The organism is Cohnella nanjingensis (assembly GCF_014212125.1).
Classification (GTDB): domain Bacteria; phylum Bacillota; class Bacilli; order Paenibacillales; family Paenibacillaceae; genus Cohnella; species Cohnella nanjingensis.
The window spans coordinates 43,294-66,935 of sequence record NZ_JACJVP010000006.1 but is presented as its reverse complement, the minus strand read 5'-3'; the positions used below and the strand labels follow the sequence as shown (position 1 = coordinate 66,935).

At 55.3% G+C, this 23,642-nt stretch carries 17 protein-coding genes and 1 pseudogene; 16 read left to right on the top strand and 2 right to left on the bottom strand.

The window, feature by feature from the left end:
* The first annotated feature begins 54 nt into the window (after positions 1 to 54).
* The 14 genes and pseudogenes from H7C19_RS04885 (at position 55) to H7C19_RS04820 (ending at position 16,764) form a co-directional block, all read left to right on the top strand.
* Entirely contained in the window at positions 55 to 1,059 is a 1,005-nt protein-coding gene (locus H7C19_RS04885; RefSeq protein ID WP_185141463.1) for a zinc-binding dehydrogenase, read from the top strand.
* Positions 1,056 to 1,970 carry an NAD-dependent epimerase/dehydratase family protein gene (locus tag H7C19_RS04880; protein WP_185141462.1) on the top strand — a complete coding sequence of 305 codons (915 nt, stop codon included), beginning with the start codon at positions 1,056 to 1,058 and terminating at the stop codon, positions 1,968 to 1,970. The genes H7C19_RS04885 and H7C19_RS04880 overlap by 4 nt, the downstream gene beginning before the upstream one ends.
* Before the next feature lie 138 nt (positions 1,971 to 2,108).
* Entirely contained in the window at positions 2,109 to 3,803 is a 1,695-nt protein-coding gene (locus H7C19_RS04875) for an extracellular solute-binding protein (protein WP_185141461.1), read from the top strand.
* Between the two features lie 77 nt (positions 3,804 to 3,880).
* On the top strand, positions 3,881 to 4,738 hold the full coding sequence (locus H7C19_RS04870) for an ABC transporter permease (protein WP_185141606.1): 858 nt from the start codon (positions 3,881 to 3,883) through the stop codon (positions 4,736 to 4,738).
* Positions 4,739 to 4,754: 16 nt separating this feature from the next.
* On the top strand, positions 4,755 to 5,639 hold the full coding sequence (locus H7C19_RS04865; protein ID WP_185141460.1) for a carbohydrate ABC transporter permease: 885 nt from the start codon (positions 4,755 to 4,757) through the stop codon (positions 5,637 to 5,639).
* A gap of 51 nt (positions 5,640 to 5,690) precedes the next feature.
* Entirely contained in the window at positions 5,691 to 8,666 is a 2,976-nt protein-coding gene (locus H7C19_RS04860) for a beta-galactosidase (protein ID WP_185141459.1), read from the top strand.
* Positions 8,667 to 8,907: 241 nt separating this feature from the next.
* Entirely contained in the window at positions 8,908 to 10,530 is a 1,623-nt protein-coding gene (locus H7C19_RS04855; protein WP_221469037.1) for a sensor histidine kinase, read from the top strand.
* A complete protein-coding gene (locus H7C19_RS04850; protein WP_185141457.1) occupies positions 10,508 to 12,163 on the top strand; it encodes a response regulator in 1,656 nt (551 codons plus the stop codon). The genes H7C19_RS04855 and H7C19_RS04850 overlap by 23 nt, the downstream gene beginning before the upstream one ends.
* Before the next feature lie 51 nt (positions 12,164 to 12,214).
* Complete coding sequence (locus H7C19_RS04845) at positions 12,215 to 13,297, top strand: alpha/beta hydrolase family protein (RefSeq protein ID WP_185141456.1); 1,083 nt, start codon at positions 12,215 to 12,217, stop codon at positions 13,295 to 13,297.
* 122 nt (positions 13,298 to 13,419) lie between these two features.
* Entirely contained in the window at positions 13,420 to 14,151 is a 732-nt protein-coding gene (locus H7C19_RS04840) for an SGNH/GDSL hydrolase family protein (protein ID WP_221469036.1), read from the top strand.
* A 70-nt stretch (positions 14,152 to 14,221) separates the two neighbouring features.
* Positions 14,222 to 14,629, top strand: coding sequence for a hypothetical protein (locus H7C19_RS04835; protein ID WP_185141454.1), 408 nt, complete (start codon positions 14,222 to 14,224; stop codon positions 14,627 to 14,629).
* 600 nt (positions 14,630 to 15,229) lie between these two features.
* The gene (locus tag H7C19_RS35640; RefSeq protein ID WP_185141605.1) at positions 15,230 to 15,442 is read left to right on the top strand and encodes an EamA family transporter; all 213 of its coding nucleotides are present in this window, start codon (positions 15,230 to 15,232) and stop codon (positions 15,440 to 15,442) included.
* A pseudogene (locus H7C19_RS04825) lies at positions 15,409 to 15,810 on the top strand (EamA family transporter); the annotation flags it as partial. The gene H7C19_RS35640 and the pseudogene H7C19_RS04825, both read left to right, overlap by 34 nt.
* Positions 15,811 to 16,032: 222 nt before the next feature.
* A complete protein-coding gene (locus H7C19_RS04820) occupies positions 16,033 to 16,764 on the top strand; it encodes a class I SAM-dependent methyltransferase (protein ID WP_185141452.1) in 732 nt (243 codons plus the stop codon).
* A 377-nt stretch (positions 16,765 to 17,141) separates the two neighbouring features.
* Here H7C19_RS04820 and H7C19_RS04815 read toward each other — a convergent pair whose 3' ends face one another.
* Both H7C19_RS04815 and H7C19_RS04810 read right to left on the bottom strand, forming a co-directional pair.
* The gene (locus H7C19_RS04815) at positions 17,142 to 17,390 is read right to left on the bottom strand and encodes a hypothetical protein (protein WP_185141451.1); all 249 of its coding nucleotides are present in this window, start codon (positions 17,388 to 17,390) and stop codon (positions 17,142 to 17,144) included.
* An 85-nt stretch (positions 17,391 to 17,475) separates the two neighbouring features.
* Positions 17,476 to 18,267: an AraC family transcriptional regulator gene (locus H7C19_RS04810; protein ID WP_185141450.1), complete on the bottom strand. Its 792-nt coding sequence runs from the start codon at positions 18,265 to 18,267 to the stop codon at positions 17,476 to 17,478.
* Positions 18,268 to 18,406: 139 nt separating this feature from the next.
* Here H7C19_RS04810 and H7C19_RS04805 point away from each other — a divergent pair, with 139 nt between their 5' ends.
* Together H7C19_RS04805 and H7C19_RS34150 are read left to right on the top strand one after the other, a co-directional pair.
* A complete protein-coding gene (locus H7C19_RS04805) occupies positions 18,407 to 20,656 on the top strand; it encodes an FAD-dependent oxidoreductase (RefSeq protein WP_185141449.1) in 2,250 nt (749 codons plus the stop codon).
* Between the two features lie 324 nt (positions 20,657 to 20,980).
* A complete protein-coding gene (locus tag H7C19_RS34150) occupies positions 20,981 to 23,572 on the top strand; it encodes a galactose-binding domain-containing protein (RefSeq protein WP_221469035.1) in 2,592 nt (863 codons plus the stop codon).
* Positions 23,573 to 23,642 lie beyond the last annotated feature (70 nt).

The following is a 23,642-nucleotide window of genomic DNA, read 5'->3' as shown; positions in this document are numbered from 1 at the left end:
ATGGTTGTCGACGGTGCGATCCCGCAATGAGGCAGAAAACGGGAGGAAGCGAAGATGAATACCCTGGCGGTCGTGTTTACGGAAATGGGCAAAGCGGAAATCGCGGAAATCGAGATGCCGGCTCCCCAAGCGGGTGAGGTTCAGATCCAAACCGACGTGTCCTTTATCAGCGTTGGCACGGAACGTTGGGTTCTCAAAAACGAGTTTGATTGGCAGCCGACCCCGTACCCCTGCGTACCGGGCTATCAACGGATCGGCAAGGTCGTTCAGGTAGGACCAGGGGTCAACGATTTCCGCATCGGCGATCGCGTGGCCGCTACGACGGGCATATGGCCGGGGGATGTAGCGCCGGCTTGGGGTTCCCATTTGCGGTTGGCGAACAGCCGGATGGAGGAAGTTTTCCGTCTGCCGTCCAATATCGCGGACGAGAACGCTTCCGGTGCCGTTGTGGCGCAGGTCGGGTGGAATGCCGCCTCCCGTCTACGCTTATCCGAAGGGGAGTGGGTGGTCGTTTTCGGAGACGGACTGGTCGGCCAATGCGCTTCCCAGTCGGTTCGGGCTCGTGGCAGTAAAGCCATTTTGGTCGGCCGGAACGAGGCGAGGCTCGCTATCGCTTCCGCTCATTCGGCGGATAAGGTCGTGGACAGCCGTGAAGGCAGGGTAAGCGAGCAAATTCGGGAGGCGATCGGGGACGGCGATTTGTCGGGCGTGATCGACACCCTTCAGGCGGAAGAAGTTCTGCACGATTGCATCGCCTTATTCGGGCATTTCCGCAGCAGCCCCGGCCAGATCGTATACGCCGGCTTCACACCCGGCAAGGTCTGGGCCGACATGTCGGTTCTGCAGCGGTACGAAGTGACTTGCCATTTCGTGTCCGGATGGAACAGACGGCGAATGGAGGAAACGCTACGGCAAATGGAAAACGGCAATCTCTCTTTATCTCCGTTCATTACGCATCGCGTAAATTACCGCCAGGCCCCGGACATGTACGATATGATTTTGCAAAAACATTCCCCTTTCCTGGGGATCACATTGGATTGGAAGGAAGAGCAGCGATGAAAATATTGATTACGGGAGCATGCGGCTTCATAGGCAGAAATCTGATTTCGGAGTTGGAATCTCACGGCCATGATCTGGTGCTGACAGATCGGCAGCGTCTGGAGGACGCTACCGTATTCGTGCCCGGTTTGGCCGAACGGGCCGCTTCCCCGCTCGTGACGCAGTGGCCGTTCTTGCTGGGAGACATCATGGACCATGAACAGATGCGCCGGCATGTCGAGGGGGTGGACGCAGTCGTGCATTTGGCCGCTTCGCCTACCGGATTGCCGGAACAAGGCGTGGATACGTTTAAGTATAACGCTCTTGGGACATTTAATCTTCTCGATGCGTGCCGTCTGCAGGGAGTAAGCCGGTTCATCGCCGCTTCGAGCATCAATGCTTATGGCACGTTCTATTGGCGCATCAATCAGGAGCCCGTCGTCTATAACGAATTGCCGTTGACCGAAGATTTCCGTCCCGTTCCGCAGGATCCCTACAGCCTCAGCAAATGGGTCAACGAGGAGACGTGCGCCGCCTTTCACCGGGCTTACGGCGTGAAAACGGCCGCCTTGCGCTTCGGGGCGGTGTGGACGGACGAGATGTACCGCCGGACGATCGAAGCGGGGCTTTCTCCCACTGCGGCGTGGTCCGACGATTTGTTCACCTGGGTTCACGTCGGCGACATCGTGATGGCGATCCGTCAAGCGCTGGAGGCGGAGCAATTGCCCGGTTACGGAGCCTACACGTTAAACGCGGCGGATACGCGCTGTCCGGAGCCGACGATGGAGCTGCTGCGCCAATGGAAGCCGGACCTTGTCGGCCGTTTGTCTGCCCCGTTGCAAGGCCGAGATTCGCTGATTTCGACCGCGAAGGCCAAAGCGGCGTTCGGCTATGAGCCTCGATATCGCCTGGACGAAGGAATCAGGACTTAACAGTCGCGCCGGCAGCGCTGCTTCATGAGGATAATGAAAAGCAAGAAAGGCAAGAGATGCTCGTAGTTTCGGTTTCTTAACGACTATTAAAATGAAAGAGCAAACTCATACTCTTTCACCAGTTCAGGGAGGATTCGCATGTTCAAGAAAAAGATGATCACACTGATCGCAGCCGCGGCATGCCTGCTCGCAGTGACTGCAGGCTGTTCCGGCAAAAATGAAGGATCGAGTCCAAGTCCAAGCGCTGGCGCATCGCAGCCAAGCAAGAGCAGCGCGCAACCGTCGAATTCCCCGGCAGAGGGAAAGGCAGACCCGCTGGGTAAATACGATCCGCCGATCGAAGTGACGGCCGTCCGGCAAGTCAATTCGGCGCTGAAATTCGAGAACGGAGAGACAATCCAGGATAACGCATGGACGCAGCACTATGCCAATGATCTCGGCATCAAGCTGAAGTATTTGTGGGTCGTCGACAACACGCAGTTCGAGCAAAAGCTGAACCTCATGCTGGCTTCAGGAGAGTTGGCCGATATTATGCCGGTTCCGGGCGTACAAATGAGGCAGATGAACGATGCGGGTCAACTGGAGGATTTGACTGAAGCCCTGGATAAATACGGTTCGGAAACGACGAAAGCATTTATGATGAAAGACGGCGGCACCGCGCTTAATTCCGCTACATTCAAAGGGAAATTGGTCGGCTTGCCGCTGAACCCGGGTTCCACAGATTCGGCTCCGCTTCTCTGGGTTCGCAAAGACTGGCTCAAGAAGCTGAATTTGCCGGAGCCGCAAACGATGGAGGACGTGTTCAAGATCGCCGAGGCGTTCGCCACGCAAGACCCGGACGGCAATAACAAGAAGGATACGTACGGCCTCGCCGTCGCCAAAGAGCTGTACAGCGATTACGGCGACTTGACGGGAATTTTCAACGGCTTCCATGCTTATCCTACCATCTGGGTCAAAGACGCTTCCGGAAATCTCGTCTATGGCAGCATTCAGCCGGAGATGAAGCAGGCGCTCGCCAAACTGCAGGAGCTATACAAAAAAGGTGTCATCGACCGAGAGTTCGGCGTCAAAAATCACGACGCGCTGATCCAGGACTTTAACGCGGGGAAAGTGGGCATGTATTACGGGCTGCATTACTCGCCGCTGCTGTTCCCGGACGCCAAGAAGAAAGATCCCAATTTGGATCTGCAGGCGTACCGGCTACCTTCTATCGACGGTCAGCCGGCCAAGCCGCAGACAAAGTTCAACGTGGCGGAATATTATGTCGTTCGCAAAGGAATGACGCATCCCGAGGCGGTCGTCAAGCTGATGAATACGTATTTGGAGCCGAGGTCGCGGGAAGCGTTCCCGGTCGAGAAATACGCGATCAAAGGCGATATCGAGAAATGGCAGTATGCGCTCGTGAAAGGCAGCAACCCGACCCAAAATCTTGACGTATACGCGAAAGTAACGGAAGCGTTCAAGACGAACGACACTTCGAAGCTGGACGAACATACGCCGGAGCCGAACACCTATAAAATCGTGAAATCGTATTACGATGGCGACGTAAATGGCTGGGGCTACGCGATGATTTTCGGGGAGCGCGGCGCTCAAGGGATTTTGTACGATTATAACAAAAACAATGGTTATCAACCGACGGAATTCATCTCGGCCCCGTCGTCCATCATGGCGGAGAAGCAAGCGACGCTGTCGAAGCTGGAGTTAGAGACGTTCACGAAAATAATTATGGGCGAATCTTCAGTCGATACGTTCGACGATTTCGTGGCCAATTGGAAAAAGCTCGGCGGGGACGAAGTGACGAAGGAAGTCGCTGACTGGAAGGCCAGCAAATAAGCTTGGACAACAAGCGATACGAGGGGGAGAGATAGTTGAATAAAATATTCGGAGGCCGCGGGCTCCCCTTACATTTGATGCTTTTGCCGGGCGTTATACTGGTTTTCATTTACGCGTATGTTCCGATGGCGGGAATCGTCATCGCGTTCGAGAAGTTTGTTCCGATCAAGGGCGTATTCGGATCCAAATGGATCGGACTTGGCAATTTCCGATACGTGGCGGATATGCCGACCATCGCGGAAGTCGTCCGGAACACGATCTTCATCGCTTCGATGAAGATCGTAGCCGGGCTGGCCATGCCGATCGCGGCCGCGCTCCTGCTGAACGAAGTAAGGAAAACGTTCGTCAAAAAAGGAATTCAGACGCTCATTTATTTGCCGCACTTTTTGTCGTGGATCATATTGAGCGGCATCCTCCTCGACATTCTTTCGCCCTCCGAAGGGATCGTGAACCGGATTTTGCAAGCGATCGGCTTCGACTCCGTGTTCTTCCTCGGCGACAATCGCTGGTTCCCTTATGTGTTGGTCGTCTCGGATGTTTGGAAGGAGTTCGGCTTCGGCACGATCGTGTATTTGGCGGCGATAACCGGCATTAATCCGGTGCTGTATGAGGCGGCCGTCATGGACGGGGCGAACCATTGGCGACAGGTGTGGCATGTCACTTTACCGGGAATCGTTCCTATCGTGGTGCTGCTGGCGACGCTCAGCCTTGGCAACGTCTTGAACGGCGGCTTTGAGCAGGTGTTCAATTTGTACAGTCCTTCCGTCTACAAAAGCGGAGATATTCTGGACACTTTGATTTATCGGATGGGCATCCTGGACGCCCAGTACGGCGTTGCGACGGCGATCGGACTTCTAAAGTCGGTCGTTTCTCTTGTCCTCATTTCGACATCCTACTATTTGGCCTACCGTTTGGCCAATTATCGGATTTTTTGAAGGAGGGCGAGCCGAGATGAACATTCAATTGTCCTGGAGCCGAAGGCTGTTTATCGTTATCAATTACGCGTTTCTGATCGGACTGGCGGCCACGTGCCTTTTCCCGCTTATTCATGTTCTCGCCATTTCATTCAGCTCAAGCACCGCCGCCACGTCCGGGATGGTGAAGCTGTGGCCGGTCGATTTCACGTTCGCGTCGTATGAATTCATCCTGCATAAGAAGGAGTTCATCCGTTCGTTCGAAGTAACCTTGTTACGAACGCCCTTGGGATTCGCCGTCAACATGCTGCTCACGGTTCTGTGCGCCTATCCGTTGTCCAAGGAGCAGCGGGAATTCCGTCTTCGCACGACGTACGCCTGGTATTTCATCCTGACGATTCTGTTCAGCGGCGGGTTAATTCCCTGGTATATGACCGTGAAGACAACCGGATTGCTCAATACGATCTGGGCGCTTATCATTCCCGGAGCCGTTCCCGTGTTCAATGTCATCCTGATGCTGAACTTTTTCCGTGGCCTTCCGAAGGACATCGAAGAATCGGCGTTTCTGGACGGGGCGGGGCACTGGACCGTGTTATGGCGAATGTACGTGCCGCTCTCTCTCCCCGTTATCGCAACCGTGTCGTTGTTTACGCTGGTCGGGCATTGGAACGCTTGGTTCGATGGGTTGGTGCTGATGAATTTTCCCGAAAAATATCCGTTGTCCACCTATCTTCAGCTGATGGTGGCCAATAGCAGCAGCCTCAATTTCAGCGGACAAAGCTTGTTCGAGTTAATCGCCGTTTCCCAACGAACCGCACGGGCGGCGCAAATTTTTCTAGGCGCGCTGCCGATCTTGCTCGTCTACCCTTTTCTGCAAAAGTATTTTGTAAAAGGCATCGTGCTCGGAAGCGTCAAATCATAGGGAAAGCGAAAGGAACGGCAAGGCCATGCCCACATGAAAGGAGCATGATTCATGCATCTGCAAACGAGGCAAGGCGGAGGCGGGCGGTGGAACCGATTCGTTGCCTTTGCGCTCGCTGGGTTCCTTGCTTTCGGTCTGATCGTTCCGGCAGGAGGCGCCGACGTCAAAGCGCAGACGCCTGTCGACGAGACGATCGTGGTGGAAGGAGAACAAGCAGTCAGTCACAATTTCACGGGATGGGGATCGGGCACCATCGTGGATCCGGCCTACAGCGGAGGGGCATATTTCCGATTGTTGACCGACGATGCAGCGCCAGCCGGCGGTTATGTGGCTTCCTACGAAGTCAACGCTCCCGTCTCCGGAGTTTACGAGCTTGGCATCATCGCGACTCCCGCCGATGAGATATGGACTTCGCCGTACGCCGTCCGCATTAATGACGGAAACTTCGTATCGGTCGTAGGCGCCAGGGAGATCGGACGGGTAAACGATACGGTCCGGAAGTATACCGCAGGTCTAATAGAGCTTCGGGAAGGCGTCAATACGGTCTCGTTCAAGGTCGACGAGAGAAGGAAGCTTGGAGACAACCACTATGTATTATTCCTTGACGCTTTCAGCTTCCGCAAGGTGCCGCTCGGCATTCATCGGATACGCACTGATGCTCCAATGAACGTGTACGAGGATAAGGACAACGTGAAGCTGACCGTCGAATTGACGGAGAGCGTAGCTGCGGCCGCGAGCGTATCCGTTGAAGTGAAGGATTATAGGGGGCAGGTCTTGTACAGCGGGCAGGCCACAGTTCCGGCGAAGCAGCGGGAAGCGGAAATCCCGCTTGGCACGCTCGCGAGAGGGCATTACACGGTTGAAGTTCGCCTGGCAAACAGCGCAAGCGCGATAACGACTTATTTTTCGGTTGTCGTCCCTTACGATCAGCGGAAAATGCCGCAATCGTCGCCCTTTGCGATCGACGCTGCTTTCTCCTATCTGGTCAAGCCGGGGGATATTCCCGATTTCGCCGAGGCGATGAAACGAATCGGCGTGCAGTGGGTGCGGGACCGCATCGTTTGGAGCGTCGTCAATCCCGCTCCAGGGGTATTCGATTATTCCCATTACGATCCGCTCATCCAAGCCGTTGCGAACAAGGGAATTAAGATTTTGGACGTGTACGCCGATGCGCCGACTTGGACGCAGAGCAAGGCGGGCGATAAGCTGCCGACCGATCTGCTGGCTACGTACCGGTACGCCAAAGATTCGGCCGATCACTTCGGCAGCACGGTGCAGGCATGGGAGATTTGGAACGAGGAGGAGGCGGCGTTCACTTCGCAAAGCGAATCCGCCGACCAATTTGCCGCTTTCTTGAAGGCTGCCGCCATCGGCTACCGCGACAGCGTAGCGAAACCGTTGACGGCCGTCGGGGGTCTGGCGTTCCGTCCCGGCGACTACGCGCAGCTCCTGATGGATAATCAAATGTTAAAGTATATTGACATCTATAACGTTCACAGTTATCCGAAAGGATACGCGCCGGACGACCCCGACATCGTACCGTTCCCCGATCATGCCGCGAATCACTACAGGTTTCTTCTCGCTAATGGCGGCGCGAAAAAACAATTGTGGGTGACGGAAGCCGGCATCCCGATCTCCGCCAACGGCGCGGCCGATATGACGCTTCGGGAGCAGCGGGCCCAAGCGCGGTATTTGGTCACCTCTGCGGTCGAATCGCTATCCGTCGGCGTGGATAAACACTTTTGGTTCGTCATGCCTTACTATAAGGAGGGCACAAGCCAGTACGGCATGTTTAATGCGGAGAATGCTCCCTATCCCGCATATGCGGCGGAAGCCAACATGACGGATGTGCTTGGCGAAGCGAAATATGCCCGCGCTCAAGCGAATCTTCCGTCCGGGGCCCAAGGGCATTGGTTCCGCAACGGTAATCGTTCCGTACTCGTCCTGTGGTCGGAGCAGCCGCAATCGATCCGGCTCGACCTGCATGCTGACCAGGTCGACCTCGTCGATATGATGGGACGGAAGCAAACGATCCAAGCAGACCGGCATGTCCTTACGGTTCAGGCGGGCCCGGATCCCATGTATGTGGTCACGGGCAATCCGTCCGATGCCGAAGCCGGAGTTCCGCACAACGGCGGAAACAATGGCAAAGCGCAAACGAAGCTGACCCAAGCGGAGCGAATCGTGCTTAATCAGAAGTATGCCGACAGCGCGCGCGAAAACATGAAAGCTTTCGGAGCTTATAAACTGGAGACGGAGACGCCGAACCGGGTCGAACTTGAGGTTTATAATTTGAACGATTCCCCGGTAACAGGTAAAGTAAAGGGAGAGGCGACGGGCGGATGGAAAATGAGCCCGGCCGAGCAGCTCGTATCGCTGGATCCGTTCGAGCGGAAAGTGCTCTCATTCGAGGTAACCGCCGGTCCGCAGACGAAGCGCAACGCGATAGCCGACGTAACGTTTACGGGAACGATCGGCGGGAAACCGACATCGCCCACGGTAGCCCGGATTACCACGGAATTGACGGGCGTGCAAGTAGATCCGATTCCCGGCGCAGATGATCCGGCTCGCTGGATTCCGAACATCAGTCCGGGAGGCGTATCGCACATTTCGGCTGGAGCCGAGGCGGGATCGGTGCAATTCAAATACGAGTTCGTCGATGCCGTCAAGTGGACGTATCCGATCCTGGAATTCCCGGCAGGCACGAACTACTCCGGCAAAGACGGCATCGCCTTCATGGTCTATTCGGAGAATGGCGTGCCGGACACGGAGTTGCGGCTCATGGTTGACGAGATGAACGGCAGCACCTACTATACGATTAACGCATTCGCGATCAAGCCGGGCTGGAATCAGGTGATCGTTCCTTTCGGGTCCCTCGTCTGGGCGAATTTCGGCGGACAGGACGACAACGGCCAATTGGACCTCGATCGATTAAAGGGAATCAAGCTCGGCATCAATACGTCTCTAAACGACGTTCCCGCTTTTGCCGTCAAGGATGTCGGCACGTACACCGTTCCCCGGCAATAACGGCTAGGCGAATCGTTCATTTGCCCTGAACCAATCCCGCGATTGGTTCGGGGCTTTGCGGCTTCATCAACCGGCAGAGGAAAGAGGCGCCCACGCGATGCTCCGAGCAATCTTTCAGAGAAGCTCCATTTTTCCTAAATTGGTCGCTACCTTTACGATTGTCATCATCCCTTTGTTTGCCCTCAGTCTCATATTGAACGAATTGGGAAAGATGGAAGTCCAATCGCGAATTTCCGCGTCCATGAAAGATAAGATCAGCTATGAATTTTTGTCACTCGAACAGGAACTTCAGCGAATTGCCAATACGCAGAAGCAACTGGTGAACGACGGTGAAGTGCTTGATCTGGGCAGTTCGATTTTTTTGCTTTCAGATTACCAGAGAACGAAAAAAATCAATGATTTGCACGATAAGCTGCAATTGTGGAAAGACGCCAGCCCTTTGATCCGAAACGTAAGCGTATACATCCCTTCATCCGACCGGATCGTCACAACGGGAACCGTGACAGACATGGCGGCTAATCAAGTGGCAATGAAACAAATAGCCGCGGCGATTTATAAGGGCGGATACCCGATCACGCAGTGGAATAACCGCATGTATCTGAGCATGACCTTTCCGAATCGGCAGAGCGCCCGGGATATCGCCAATCGGCCGCCGCTGTTTATCAATAACATCGAATTATCGACGGAGGCGCTGCAGCAAATGCTGAGCCGCATTTCCCAAGAGGGCGGCGCGGCATTGTACGGCAAAAGCTGGGCCGTCGGAAACAAACGAGACCAATCTCTTTTGGCGGAAATCAGAACGAAGCTGGGGGATAGAGAAATAAGGGGGACCCCGGATTCGAGCGTAGCGGTCGGCGGACAGCGATATTTCGTTTTTTCGGAAAAATCGGAGTCGATGGATCTGGAACTGCTCACTTATATTCCGGAAAAGGCGCTGCTTGGCACGTTGCAATCTTACCGGATCTGGTTCTGGCTGCTTGTCGCCTGTTCTCTGGTGATTATCCTATTGTTCTCCTATGGCATCCATTTGTTGATCCAGCGTCCCTTGTCTATGCTGGTCCGGCTTCTCCGGAACGTGGAAGAAGGCAACTTCCATATCGTGAAGAAGCAAAACCGCAAGGACGAATTCGGCTATTTGTTCAGCCAGTTCGAAAGAACGGTGAGGAAGTTGAAGCAGTCGATCGACGAGCTGTACGTACAAAAGATTAGACTGCAGCAGACCGAACTCAAGCAACTGCAGGCGCAGATCGCTCCCCATTTTCTGTATAACAGCTTCTTCATCCTTCATCAGCTCATCGTCTCTTATGACAACGAGAAAGCGGAATCGGTATCGAAAAATTTGGGTGAATACTTCCAATATATTACCCGCAACAGCATGGATGAGGTGGCTTTGGAAGCGGAAGTGAATCATGTACGATCGTATTTGGAGATTCAGAACATTCGTTTTTCCAACCGGATATCGGCTTCGTTTACTTCGCTGCCCGACAAATTTCGGACCATCCTCGTGCCAAGGCTCGTTTTGCAACCCATTATCGAGAACGCCTATCAGCATGGACTGAGGGATGTCCTATCGGGCGGCCGGCTCGTCATCGACTTCCTAGATCGAGGAGACGAGCTTTGTATTGTGGTGGAGGATAACGGCTCGGGGATGCCGGGGGACGAACGGGCAAATCTTCAGCAGAAGCTGAGCGCCGAAGAGGTGACAGGCGAGAGCACGGGTTTGATCAACGTACACAGGCGTCTGAAAATCAAGTTCGGCAACAAGGGCGGAATCGAAGTACAAACGGGCCCTGGCGGAGGGTTTGTGGTATCGGTTCATATTCCATGCGAGGAGAATAGCGATGTACCGACTGCTGATCGTTGACGACGAGCGGATTATTGTGGATGGCATTTATCAACTGTTGCAGGGCGCCGTTCATCTGGAGCTGGAAATATACCGCGCCTACAACGCATACGAGGCTCTGGAATGGTTACAGCGTATCCGGATCGATCTCATCATATCGGATATCCGGATGCCTGGGATGGACGGAATCGACCTGCAGAAGCGGGTCATGCGGCTATGGGCGCGTTGCAAGATCATTTTCCTGACAGGCTACAATGAATTCGAATATGCGCAGGAAGCAATCCGCAGCGGTGGCGCCGTCGATTACTTGTTGAAAAATCAGGATCAAGCGTTGATCGTGCGGGCCGTAGAGAAAGCCATCGCGGAAATCGAGAGGAGGGAGGAGGACAAGGACCGGGTTCTGAAGGCGGCTTCGAAGCTGCAACTTGCGATGCCGGCCCTGCAGAAAAAAGTGTTGGCGGAGCTCATGGAGGGAGTGCCTCCTTCCCTGGAACGGTTGCGTCAGCAATTCATCCAGTCGGAGATTCCCCTTGCTGCGGAGAAACCGGCATGTTTGGTCGTAGGGCGAATCGACCGATGGGACGACGACGTCGCCGAGTCGGATCGGCCGCTGCTGATCTATGGCTGCCAGAACATTATGGACGAATATCTTTCCCCCGCGGCCGTACAAGTCCCGGTCGTGTTCGACAACCAATATATGCTGTGGACGATTCAGCCGAGTCCGGGCGGTGCAACCGAGGACCGACAAGAGGAAGGCGACAGGAGTTATTCGTATTTAAGCGACAGAATCCGCAGTATCGTTGAGGCCGCTCAAGAATCTTGCCGGAAATGGCTGAAGCTTTCTGTATCCTTCGCGATCGACAGCGGGCCGTATGCTTGGACGGAAATCGGTCTCCGCTATACGTATTTGAAACTGTTGTTGGGACAGAAAGGAGGGCAGGAGCAGCAACTGCTGATCCAGAACGACGGAATGCTCGAGCCGCTCAGACAGGCGGACAAGGCATATTCGGGATCGAATCCGCTCCGCGGCAAGCTCGTCTTGTTGGAGCAATACTTGGAGAATGGTCAGCGAGAGCTTTTTATGAAGCTGTACCACGAAATCATGGAAGCGGAAAATCCCGGGAGCCAGACGGAATTGCTGGAACGTTTCTACGCGGTGTCTTTGTGTCTCGTTTCCTATTCCATCAGGACAGGGATGTTTTTCGGGCTGACGTTGAACAAGCATTTTCCGAAAATGCTGCGTTTCGACAGTCATGACGGGTGGGCGGCAACGGTCGGTTTTTTCGCGGAGATTGCGGAGCAAATGCTGAAGCGATCAGAAGAGAAAGCGGAGGACGCCTCTTCTCACATTGTGGAGAGCATCGATCTGTTTGTGAACGGCAACCTGGACAAAGATTTGTCGCTTACGAAGCTGTCGGAGATGGTTCACCATAGTCCGACTTATTTATCGCGATTGTATAAAAGATTGACTGGCAGAACGTTGTTCGACTACATTACCGAGCAGCGGATGACGCGGGCCAAGTCGCTGCTGAAGGAAGGCGCCATGAAAGTTCACGAGATTGCGGCTGCGGTCGGGTACGAATCGGCACCGCATTTCACGCGATCTTTCAAGAAATACACTGGGCTTACGCCGCAGGAATTCCGAGATCGATAAAAAGTTGCAGGCATGCGCTGCGCGCTGCCGGCCGGTTAACGGGAGGATAAGATGGATACATGGGGCAAGGAAGGGTACCAGGAACCGGAAGCGATTGGCAACCGGTATCGCGAGAAGCAGAAGGTGGAATTCGACCGCCTCGTCGAACGGATGCGTGAGGGTGCGGAAGGCCGGAGAAACCGGTTCTTTCGCCCGGACACGTCGTCTCAGGCAGCATTTGAGAGGGATGCGCAGCGATTTCGCATGCAATTGCAAAGCATGCTCGGGTGGCCGGAATGGCCGCCCGAGTTTTCATCCGGCGGGTTAGGCGCCAATACGGGTTCGAGCTTGCAGGCGTCCCTTTCTTTCGTTGCGGAGGATCCGCTCGGAAGTATCCATCGGGTCGAATTGGATGCAGGATATGGATTGACCACCTACGGTCTGCTGTTTCTGCCGCGCCGGCAAGGTCCATATCCGTTGGTCATCTCCCAGCATGGCGGATGGGGAACGCCCGAACTGTGCTCGGGGTTTTACGGCCCAAGCAACTACAACGGCATGACACGCAGAATATGGGCAAGAGGCGTCGCCGTATTCGCTCCGCAACTGCTTCTGTGGGATGAGAAGCAATACGGGCCGGCGTTCAACCGGCGCGAGCTGGACGTGCAGTTGAAGCAGCTCGGCAGCTCGATCGCGGCTGTGGAAATCTACAAGATCAGAAGGAGCCTCGACTATTTGACGTCGCGGGACGACATCGACGCCGCACGCGTCGGGATGGTCGGCCTGTCTTACGGAGGATTTTACACGCTGTTCACGGCTGCGCTTGATACCAGAATCAAAGCGGTTTACTCCTCGTGTTTCATCAACAACCGGTTTGTCGTCGATTGGTCCGATTTCACTTGGTTCAATGCGGGAAACACGTATCTGGACGCGGAAGTGTGCGCGTTGATCGCCCCGCGCTTTCTGCATGTGGAAGCCGGCGAACAGGACGAGACGTTCCTTGTCGGGCACGCGCGACGGGAGATGGACAAGGTAGCCGCATGGTACCGGGAGCTCAAGATGGACAGCCGCTTCTCCGGCGTGACATTTGCCGGGGGGCACGAGCTTAATCCCGGTGACGAGGGGTTTGACGCGTTTTTCAGGCATTTGTTGGCGTAGTTGGCGGGGAGTTCAGAAGAAGATGGATTCCAGCCGTTGTAAGTCATCCAGCTTCTCGAGATGCCCATTTCGGGCCAAAAAAAAACGAAACGAGAGTGTATGGCATGAACCGATTTCAACGATTGCACGAACGGTTGCGCGAAAAGGCGGCCGATGCCAGGGAACGCGCGGTCGTCTACGTCGCGATGGGCGACAGTGTGACGCAAGGTTGCATGCAGGACGGGGTCGTCGAATACGAACGCGTATACCATCAGGTGCTGAAACGCGCCATTGAGCGGCGGTACCCGGGTACGGTGCTCAATGTCGTCAACTCGGGCGTGGGCGGCGATACGGCCGAGCAATCGCGTTCCCGCTGGGAGCGGGATGTGCTGATGTACAAACCCGACTTGGTGACGATTTGCTTCGGGCACAACGACGCTCACGGCCGCATGGCCGGGGTTGCACCGTTTGTTCGTGCGCTCGCCGATTCGGTGGGACGGGTCTGTGCCGAAACGGAAGCCGATCTTCTGCTCATGACCCCGTGTATGATGATGAAGCAGGACAACGACCGGGTGGCGGAAGCGCATAAACCGCTCGTCGCGGACTTCATCAAGCTGGCGAAGGACGGCATTTTACCGTTGTATGTCGACGCCGTGCGGCAGTTTGCGGCCGAGCGGGACATTCCTTTGCTGGATCCGTATGCGATGTGGGAGCAAATGGAGCGAGACGGCATCGACATCCATGCCCGCTTGTCCAACGGCATCAACCACCCCGATCCGGAATTCCATGCGGCGTGGGGCAAGGCAATGGAAGATTATATGTTCAGTAGCGTCCGGCTGGAAAAAAAACCGCCGCGGGGGTATGATTTTAAATAAGAACCTTGCGCGGAAGAGAGAACGAAAGTGGATCACGAGACGCCGGAACGATTACTGCATGAGGCGGTAAATGTCCCTGAGTACGCCTTTTCGTTTGTTCCGTCACCAGATCGATTGTCTGATCCAGGTTCACTGGCACGAATTTTTCGAAATTACGCTCGTGACGGCCGGGACGGGCACCCACATTTTCGATGGACTCAAATCACCAAAAGTGGGCATAGCCATCTCAGATGGATACCTCGTGCTGCGAGACAAAAATACGATCTACTTTGGACGGCTTCTTGACGGCAATTTCCCGGACATCAATCACATTTTTGTTAAAAACGATCAAGGGGCGGCAATTTCGGTCTCCCGCGCCATGATGGACGATTCGCTTCATCGGATGCTATCGCTCGTAGATGTGGAGAACAACCGTGTCACCTTGGAATTAAACGAGATTGGTGAACTCACGGGTGCATTCTCAGTCTGTAACTGGTGAAATCTGTGAAAGCTTCCCGGATGCCAGGATTGATGAGGGTTTTCCGACTATCAAGTTCAATGGGAGATATCTGAAGGAAGCACTATTGGTGGGGGACCGCGAGGTCAAGCGGGCCTTCTTCTCCTGGCTACATTGAATTTGATGGAGATAACTCCGTTGTCGTTATCGTGAATGCAGTCAGGTAATTTCGTTACCCTTGATAACGGAGAAGTAATCAAATCCCTATCTTTCCTCAAAGGGAAAAGACAATGGCGGTAATTAGAATATGCGAAATGAGATGAGCTGACGCATAAGCGGAAGCTCTCTTTTTATTTCCACCGAGGAGGAGATTGGAATGGCAGAAAACCAAATGAAGGGCATGTTCGACCGCGTTATCAGGAACAAGCAAGTATGGGAAATTATGAAACGGTGGATCAGGATATACTTTCGATCCGCAGTCTTCTTCATCTTCCCGCTTCCCCTTTTCCCGTCGCAGATTTCTGTGCCGGCAGCGGGCGTGCACTTGAACTTCATGTTAAGGACACAGAGGTGTTTAAGATCACCTTTAAGCTCGTCGATCGCTTCGGAAACATGCGTACGCTCCACAGCTAATATCAATGCATTCTGGGCATTGCCCTTTTTACTGTTTTATATTCATCTGGAGCTATTATCATGAAAATTGGCTTACATTCAGCGTCTCCATTGACATTGGCGCCATTACGTTTTATTACCGCCGGATTGCTGCTATTGATATACATTTATGTATTTAAAAAGGAAAATACGCTTTACCTAACAAAAGAGAATGGAAGATTTTACTCTTGCTCGGTTTACTAAATACCGCGTTGTTTATTGGGCTTGGCAATTTGGCGCTTCGGACCATTTCCGCCGGGATATTTAATCTCTTTCTCCCTATAAATCCATTTGTTTTCACGCTTTTTTCTCTGGCTTTCTTAGGAAAACGCATTCGGCTGAAAGAATGGGTGGGGATGGCCGTTTCAGTCATAGGTCTATTCATTGCGATCTATCCGTCATTGGCAACCAGTCATGCCACTTTTAGCGGCATTTTGCTTCTTATATTGGCGATGATCTCCATGGCTGTTGGAAGTCTCGTTTACAAAAAAGCCAATCTACAGCTGCCCAATCTTGTGATTAACGCGTGGCAGGTATTCATCGGGGGTATTCTATGCGAGCTGTTGTTTTGATTATTAAATTGCTTAATTCATAATAAAGTCGTTTAAATATATAAAGTTGTTTAATTTTTCGACCCCGGCCGCTAAACTAACTGGCAGAAGCGTTGAAGAAACGCGATCGTTATAGAGGTAGTATCGTTATATCTAATCTCTACCCTTTTGTGAACGGGAAAATGCGATACAATTTACATTGAGATAACAAGGAGCCTGATAAAGTAAGGGTGGTTAAATTCAATGGCTGACAGAATATTTGAAGAGCCACGTCTTGCAGATGTTTACGATTTTTTTGACTCAGCGGAACGTCCAGATCTTGATCCATACATTGCAATGGCAGACGAATTCGGTGCGAAGTCCATAATTGATCTTGGTTGCGGAACCGGCATTCTTGCTTGTCGATTAGCCGCAATCGGCAAAGAAGTCATTGGGATCGATCCAGCGGCCGCTTCGCTCAAAGTTGCAAGCCAGAAGGCATATGCAGATCGGGTCAAATGGATTCATGGTACAGCTGCAATGCTCTCTGGACTTAAAGCAGATCTAGTCACGATGACTGGAAACGTCGCACAAGTCTTTATAGATGATGAAGAGTGGATGTCAACGCTTCGCAAATGTCGTGATATTATTCGACCTGGTGGACGGCTTGTATTTGAGGTTCGGGACCCTTCAAAGGAAGCGTGGAAGGACTGGAACCGCGAGCAATCCTTTCAGGTAATTGATGTGCCAGAAATAGGAAAGATAGAGAAATGGGTAGATCTGCTGAATGTACAACTCCCTTTAGTTACATTCCGTCAAACATTCGTGTTCCAAAAGGACGGTGCAGTAATAAGTTCGGACTCGACACTGAAGTTCCGGAACCGGTCCGAAATAATTGACTCCATAAGAGGTACAAATTTACATGTTGAGGATATTCGGGATGCACCAGATCGCCCCGGGCTAGAATTTGTATTCGTCACGCGCTTTCCAGGCTAAAGAAGAACCGTCGCTAAACTATCGAAAACGATAGTTCAATGTCCGCCGAGGGCAATCCCAAAAAAGAGCTCCATTTGCCTTTTGGGAGTTCCGAGGGATCTCTGGATAGGATCGAATGACTTCACACTATCCAAGAGAGGCATTCAGAGCCCAGAAGACGCTAAATAGCCGACCAGAAGCTCCTGGGCGGCTATTTAGCGTGACTATTCACTTTTTTGGACGTTTTGTCTGGGTCACTGGACCATGGAGCTTGGCGATCTTCTTCATAATCAGGCTGAAGCGCTCTGCTTCTTCCTTGGTGATGCTTTTCGTGGCCATGAGGGACACTCCTCGTCTACCAGGATCTATATGAACAGTATCGACAAAGCTAATAGGATTCATACCAAACAGTAGAGTTCTAGCCCATCCTCCCTACCGTTCTGACGATAGGCATTCAGCAGCCGGGTCATGACGAGCAGCGGCTCGCCGGGCGTCTCGGGCGATTCGATCGGGACCATCCAATTGGGCGAGCCTTGCCGCTCGATCGTCCGTTTGAACCACGGCTCCTGCCGGAGAGCGGCATAGTCGGTCTTGGTCGTATGCGTCCGCGTCGAATGCAGGTAACCGCGAAAATCGTAAAGAGCCACCTGGGCGCTGCCGCCGGGTAGAATCGACCGGCATCCGGAAGCTCCTTTCCAAAAAGATGTCTGACGCGGGCGACTGCGCGCGCGGCTACACGCGGTGCAGCTTGCGGTGCGCCGATGGCGTCATGCCGAGCTTCGCGCTGAATATCCGGCTCAAGTAGAAGCTGTTCTCGTAGCCGCACTGCTGCGCGATCCACTCCAGCGGCCGCGTCGTCTCCTCCAGCAGCCGGCAAGCGCGGCCGAGCCGAAGCTCGGTCACAAAGCCGGACGGCGTCGTCCGGTAAGCCGCGCGGAATCGCCGCGTCAGCTGCACCGGACTAATGCCGAGATCGGCCGCCAGCTCGCTCATCGCGAGCGGCCCGTAGGCGCGTTCGCGCAGCCACTGCCGCGCCCGCTGCATGTCCGGATCGGGCCTATCGCTCTCCGCGGGCGATTCGACGCTGACGCGCTCCATCTCGAGGAGCCGCCACAGATCCTCGATCATATGCTTCATTCGGCCGAACGCCGGCTCTTCCCGGAAGCTGCTCCCCAACTCCCTCATGTAGCGGTACGTCGACAGGAGCCGCTCCGCGTCCTTGACCGTCCAACGTCCCGCCAGTACGTCGGCCTCTTCCGGAGAAAGATCCTGCTCCCAGGCGAATTTGACGAAATGGAACGTCAGCGGCGTTATCGTTCTTCGGTGAAAGGCGATGTCCGGCGGACAGACGACAACGTCGCCGAATCCGGCTTCGCCTTCCCGGTCGCCGATCCGGAAGGCGAATTGCCCGCTCTCGACCGCGAACATCGTCCAGCAGGAATCCGTATCGCGCTCCAACAGGAACTGCTCCTTCTTGTGCCAATACATGTACCCGATCGGCTGTACCGACCAATGGCTGCGCATGCCTTCGCCTCTTTCCCGCAAATGGGTAGAAATGAAATAAAGGATATGCCTATCGTAATACGGTGCATGTTATTTGGCAATACGCTGGATTAAGATGAAATCACGGATAAGATGGTATGAATCAGAGGAGGATCAATCGATGCGAAATGAAACGGTCGTAACGGATGTAACCGTTGTCGGCGGCGGGTTGGCCGGCGTGTGCGCGGCGATCGCGGCGGCCCGGCTCGGGCGGAGTGTGGCGCTCGTCAACAATCGGCCGGTGCTCGGCGGCAACTCGAGCAGCGAGGTGCGGGTATGGGTATGCGGCGCCACCGCGCACGGGACGCATCGCTACGCGCGCGAGACCGGGATTATGGGCGAACTTTTCGTCGAGAATCAGTACCGCAACAAGGACGGCAACCCGTACCTCTGGGATATGGCCGTGCATGAGGCGGTCCGGGCGGAGCCGAACATCGAGCTGTTCCTGAACACCGACGTGCACGAGGTCGAAGCCGACGGGGAGGAGAACGACCGGACGATCCGCTCGGCGACCGGCTGGATGATGGGCTCGGAGCGGCGCATCCGCTTCGAGAGCAAGGTCTATCTGGATTGCACCGGCGACGGCTTGGTCGGCTTCCTGGCAGGCGCGAAGTACCGGCTGGGCCGCGAAGCGCGCGAGGAGTTCCAGGAAGACTGGGCGCCGCTCGTCGCCGACGATATCACGCTCGGCAGCACGCTGCTCTTCTATACGAAGGACGCGGGTCATCCGGTCAAATTCAAGGCGCCTAGCATCGCCAAGGACATCGCGAAGACGACGATTCCCGAACGGCGCATCATTCGCAGCGGCGACAACGGCTGCGCCTACTGGTGGATCGAATGGGGCGGCGAACGCGATGCCGTTCACGACAACGAGGGCATCCGCGACGAGCTGTGGTCGGTCATCTACGGCATCTGGGATTATATCAAGAACTCCGGCAAGTTCGACGCCGAGAACATGACGCTGGAATGGGTCGGTTCGATTCCCGGCAAGCGCGAATACCGCCGCTTCGTCGGCGATTACGTGCTGAACCAGAACGACATTCTGGCGCAGCGGGAATTCGAGGACCGCGTGGCGTTCGGCGGCTGGTCGATCGACCTGCATCCCCCGCAAGGCGTATACGCTACCGAGGCGGGGTCGAAGCATCTGCACATGGACGGCAACTACCATATTCCGTTCCGTTCGCTCTACTCGGCGAACGTGAACAACATGCTGATGGCCGGCCGCGACATCAGCGCCTCGCACGTGGCGTTCGGCACGACGCGCGTCATGGCGACGTGCGCCGTCATCGGCGAAGCGGCCGGCGCCGGCGCCGCGTTGTGCGCCGCCAAAGGCGTCACGCCGCGCGAACTGCACGCGGACCATCTGCGAGAGCTGCAGCAGACGATGCTGCGCCAAGACGCGTCGATTCTGGGATTGCGCAACGAGGACGAGGCTGATCTGGCGCGCAAGGCAGCCGTCGGCGCCTCGAGCGAGCGGCGCCGCTTCGCGGTCGAGCGTACGGCGGGAACGGCGGCGCTGGAGACCGACATCGGTCTCACCGTGCCGGTCGATCCGACGCTGGACGGCATCGAGCTGCTCGTCGATGCCAGCGCCGATACGACGCTTACCGTCGAGCTATGGGAGACCGGACGGGCCGAGAACTACGTGCCGAGCGGGAAGGTGCAACAGGCGTCGGCGCCCGTCGCGGCCGGCGGTCTCCAGTGGGTGAAGCTCGATCTGCGCTGGCAGCCGGCCAAGGCATGCAACGCGTTCCTGATCGTCAAGGCGAACGATGCGCTGGCGCTGCATCTGGACGATCGGCCGACGACGGGCGCGCTCGCCTACTGGAAGGGCGATAAGCCTCGCGTATCGTCGGATCTCGAGGAGCACCAGCCGGATCAGCCGGTCGTGCAATGGTCGATGCGGAGATTCGCTCGCCAGACGCCCTGCATCCGGCTGATGGGGCCGACCGCCGCCTTCGCCGCGGCCAAAGCGATCGACGGCTACGTCCGTCCTTACGGCGGGCCGCACATGTGGTCGTCCGAGCGGATCGCCGCCGGCCGTCCCGAGTGGCTCGAGCTCACTTGGCGCGAGCCGGTCGACATTCGGCAAGTCCATGTCACGTTTAACGACGACGTGAACGAGGACCTGATCAACCTGCACCATCACATCACGCCGTTCGAGGCGATGCCTACGCTCGTCAAGGATTATCGGATCGAAGCGTACGTCGGAGGAAGCTGGAGGACGGTCGCGGAGGGCCGCGACAACTACAAGCGCAAGCGCGTGCACGCGCTGGACGCCGCCGTCAAGGCGGAGCGCTTGCGGATCGTCGTCGAATCGACCAACGGCAGCGAGTACGCCGAGATCGTCGAAGTGCGCGTTTACGCGTAAGGCGGCGCAAGCAACCATAGCCGGCCGACAAGGGGAGTTCGTTCCTTTGTCGGCCGGCTTTTTGCCGATAAGGCCCGGCTCCGACGAAGAACGGAAATGGAAGATGCTTACTTGCTCGGGAAGGAAATGTTCAAAGAGCCATTACGAATGAGCTTGTCGATGAGTGCCTTTCAACAGGCTTTTTCTATGGCGTAATGAAGGAAGATCAAGAGGTTTCATCCAGCATCTTGCTAAAATAATGCGCTTACATTAAAATAAAATCTAAATAAAACGTTTCACTAAAAAATGAGGAGGGAATTTATGTTTCGCTCATCTTTGAAATGGATGCTTTCCGTAGTTTTGATTGCTGTTGTATGCCTTCCATCGCTAGCATTCGCTTCTTCGTCCTCCGCGTCCCATATCGCCGTCACCGGATCGCCGGGATGGGATATTTACGAAGGCGCAACGATCGGCGGCTACCGCTACGGGCCATCCTTTATCGATAACGGCGACGGCAGCATCGATATGTGGGCGTGTTCGGAAGGAGGCAGCCCGCTGCCTTACGACTACATCCGTTATCAGCGGTCTACGGACGGCGGACGGACTTGGGGAAGCAACCAGATCGTGCTGCCGCCAACGGCCGGCTCGATGGATGCGCTTTCGACCTGCGATCCCGGCGTCATTAAATTCGGCGGCTATTACTACATCGCTTACACGTCGACGACTAACCGGGGAGGCACGGACAACCAGATTTACGTGGCCCGTTCGACCGGTCCGACGGGGCCTTGGGAGAAATGGGACGGCTCGGGATGGGGCGGCTACCCGCAGCCGTTCATCGTATACGACGGCAGTCCGCTCGTGTACGGCGCGGGACAGCCTAGTTTTGTCGTTAAGGACTCCACGCTTTATATCTATTACAGCTGGGTCGACAACAACATGAATCAGCTGCGGGTGGCGACAGCTTCGACGTCCAATGCGAACTGGCCGGGCAGCCTGACATACCACGGCGTCGCTCTCAATAAGTCGACGTTCGAGGACGCCACCGACGTCAAATACGTCGAGTCGCTGAATAAGTTCATCGGCGTTCAGACGAACAACTGGGGATCCGATGTCTCCTACGTCGAGGTATTCAGCTCGACCGACGGCTACTCGTTCACCAGGGAGTATTACATGGATGGAGATCATTTTGCCAAATCAAGTAATGCCGGTCTTAGCGGAGACGCATACGGACATATCAAAGCCGACGATTCGCCATTCATCAGCTACGCTTACGGTTCCTTCGGCCCCGCGTTGAATTGGAATACGCGACTGACGCCCATTACATTCAGCACCGTCAAGAGCGGCGCTTTCGGAGACACGTTCTCTACCGGCATCGGCAATTGGACCGCCTACGCCGGCAAATGGTCGGCGAGCGGCGGCGCCTATCGGCAGAGCAGTCTGACGGCCGACACGGCATACGCAGACGTGAAGAAAACCGTCTTCGGGGACGCCGCCTATGAGACCGATGTGCATATTACGGGGGCGGCCGATCCGGGAGAATGGGCGGGACTGCATATCGGAAAAATCAAAGCCGACGATAATTTTACCGAAAGCGGGTACCTCGTCTTCATTCGCGCCAACGGCAATATGGCGATCTTCAAGGCCGGCACGGGTCAGGTGACGGGCGAAATCGCCTCCGGCGTCGATCCTACAGCCGGTTCCGTTCATCTTAAAGTCGTGAAAAGCGGCGGAAATCTAAAAGTATATGCAGGCGGAGCCGCCTCGCCCGTCATCAATTGGACCGATCCCGGTCTTTATTACGATAGCGGCCGCTTCGGCCTCGTCACCCGAATGGCAAGCGCGGTGTTCGACAATGTGACGGCGGCCAACAACTTCGGAGACGATTTCTCCTCGGGCGCCGGCGGCTGGACTGCGGATTCGGGGACTTGGTCGATCTCGGGAGGAACGTACAACCAGACGAACATGGCCGCCGACCCGGGCGCCAGTACAATGAACGGCGTCGTCTTCGGCAATGGGGTCATGGAGATGGACGTGAAGATCAATTCCGCTTCCGCCGGCAATTGGGTCGGTCTCCACTTCGCCAAGACGAACGCTGCCGATGCCTATTACGAAAGCGGCTATTTGGTGCTGATGGAATCAAACGGAAATCTCTCCCTATACAAGGGAGGAGCCGAAAACAAAGTCGTCGTTAAGCCGGTCCCCACGGAAGCGAATCCGACCGCCGGATTCGTGCATCTGAAAATCATGAAGCACGAAGGCAATATTCAAGTATTCGTCGGCAACGCCGCAAGCCCGCAAATCGACTGGAACGAACCGCATACCGCATTTGGCAGCGGCTATCTTAGCCTGGTCAATGTCAAAAGCAGCGTCTCGTTCGACAATGTCCGGCTGACGACCCAGACGGTGCCGGGCGGCACGGCTAATCTCGGCTCGTCCAACATTCCCAACTTGGCGCGATTCAAGACGGTGACGGCCAACGATTCGCTCGCGATCGCCGATTGGGACGTATCGAAGCTGACGGACGGCATCGAATCGCCCGTATTCGGTTCGGCGGGTTATACGACCCATCCTTACGCTTCCGACGATATTTCCTCGACGCCGGTCTGGGTCGACGTGGATCTCGGCTCGGACCAAACCGTGGATAAAGTGAAGCTGTTCCCGCGGCTGTTCACCGACGCCGTGGGCGGGGGAACGCCCAATTTCCCGGTCGATTTCACGATCCAGACGGCGCCGGACGGCGGAAGCTACAGCACCGTCGCAACGATCGCGAATCAGGGCAACCCAGTCGGATTCCCGCAGGAATACAATTTTACGCCGGTTACCGCCCGTCACGTTCGGGTGCTCGTAACCAAGCTCGGCACGCCGACGGTGGACGATCCAGGAAGCTACCGGCTGCAATTGGCGGAGATCGAAATCTATCACTACCAACTGCCGTAATCGCGGCAGACGGACGAATCGGTAGCAGCGCAAAGGCGGAGGCGGTCGCTTCCGCCTTTGGTTATGACAA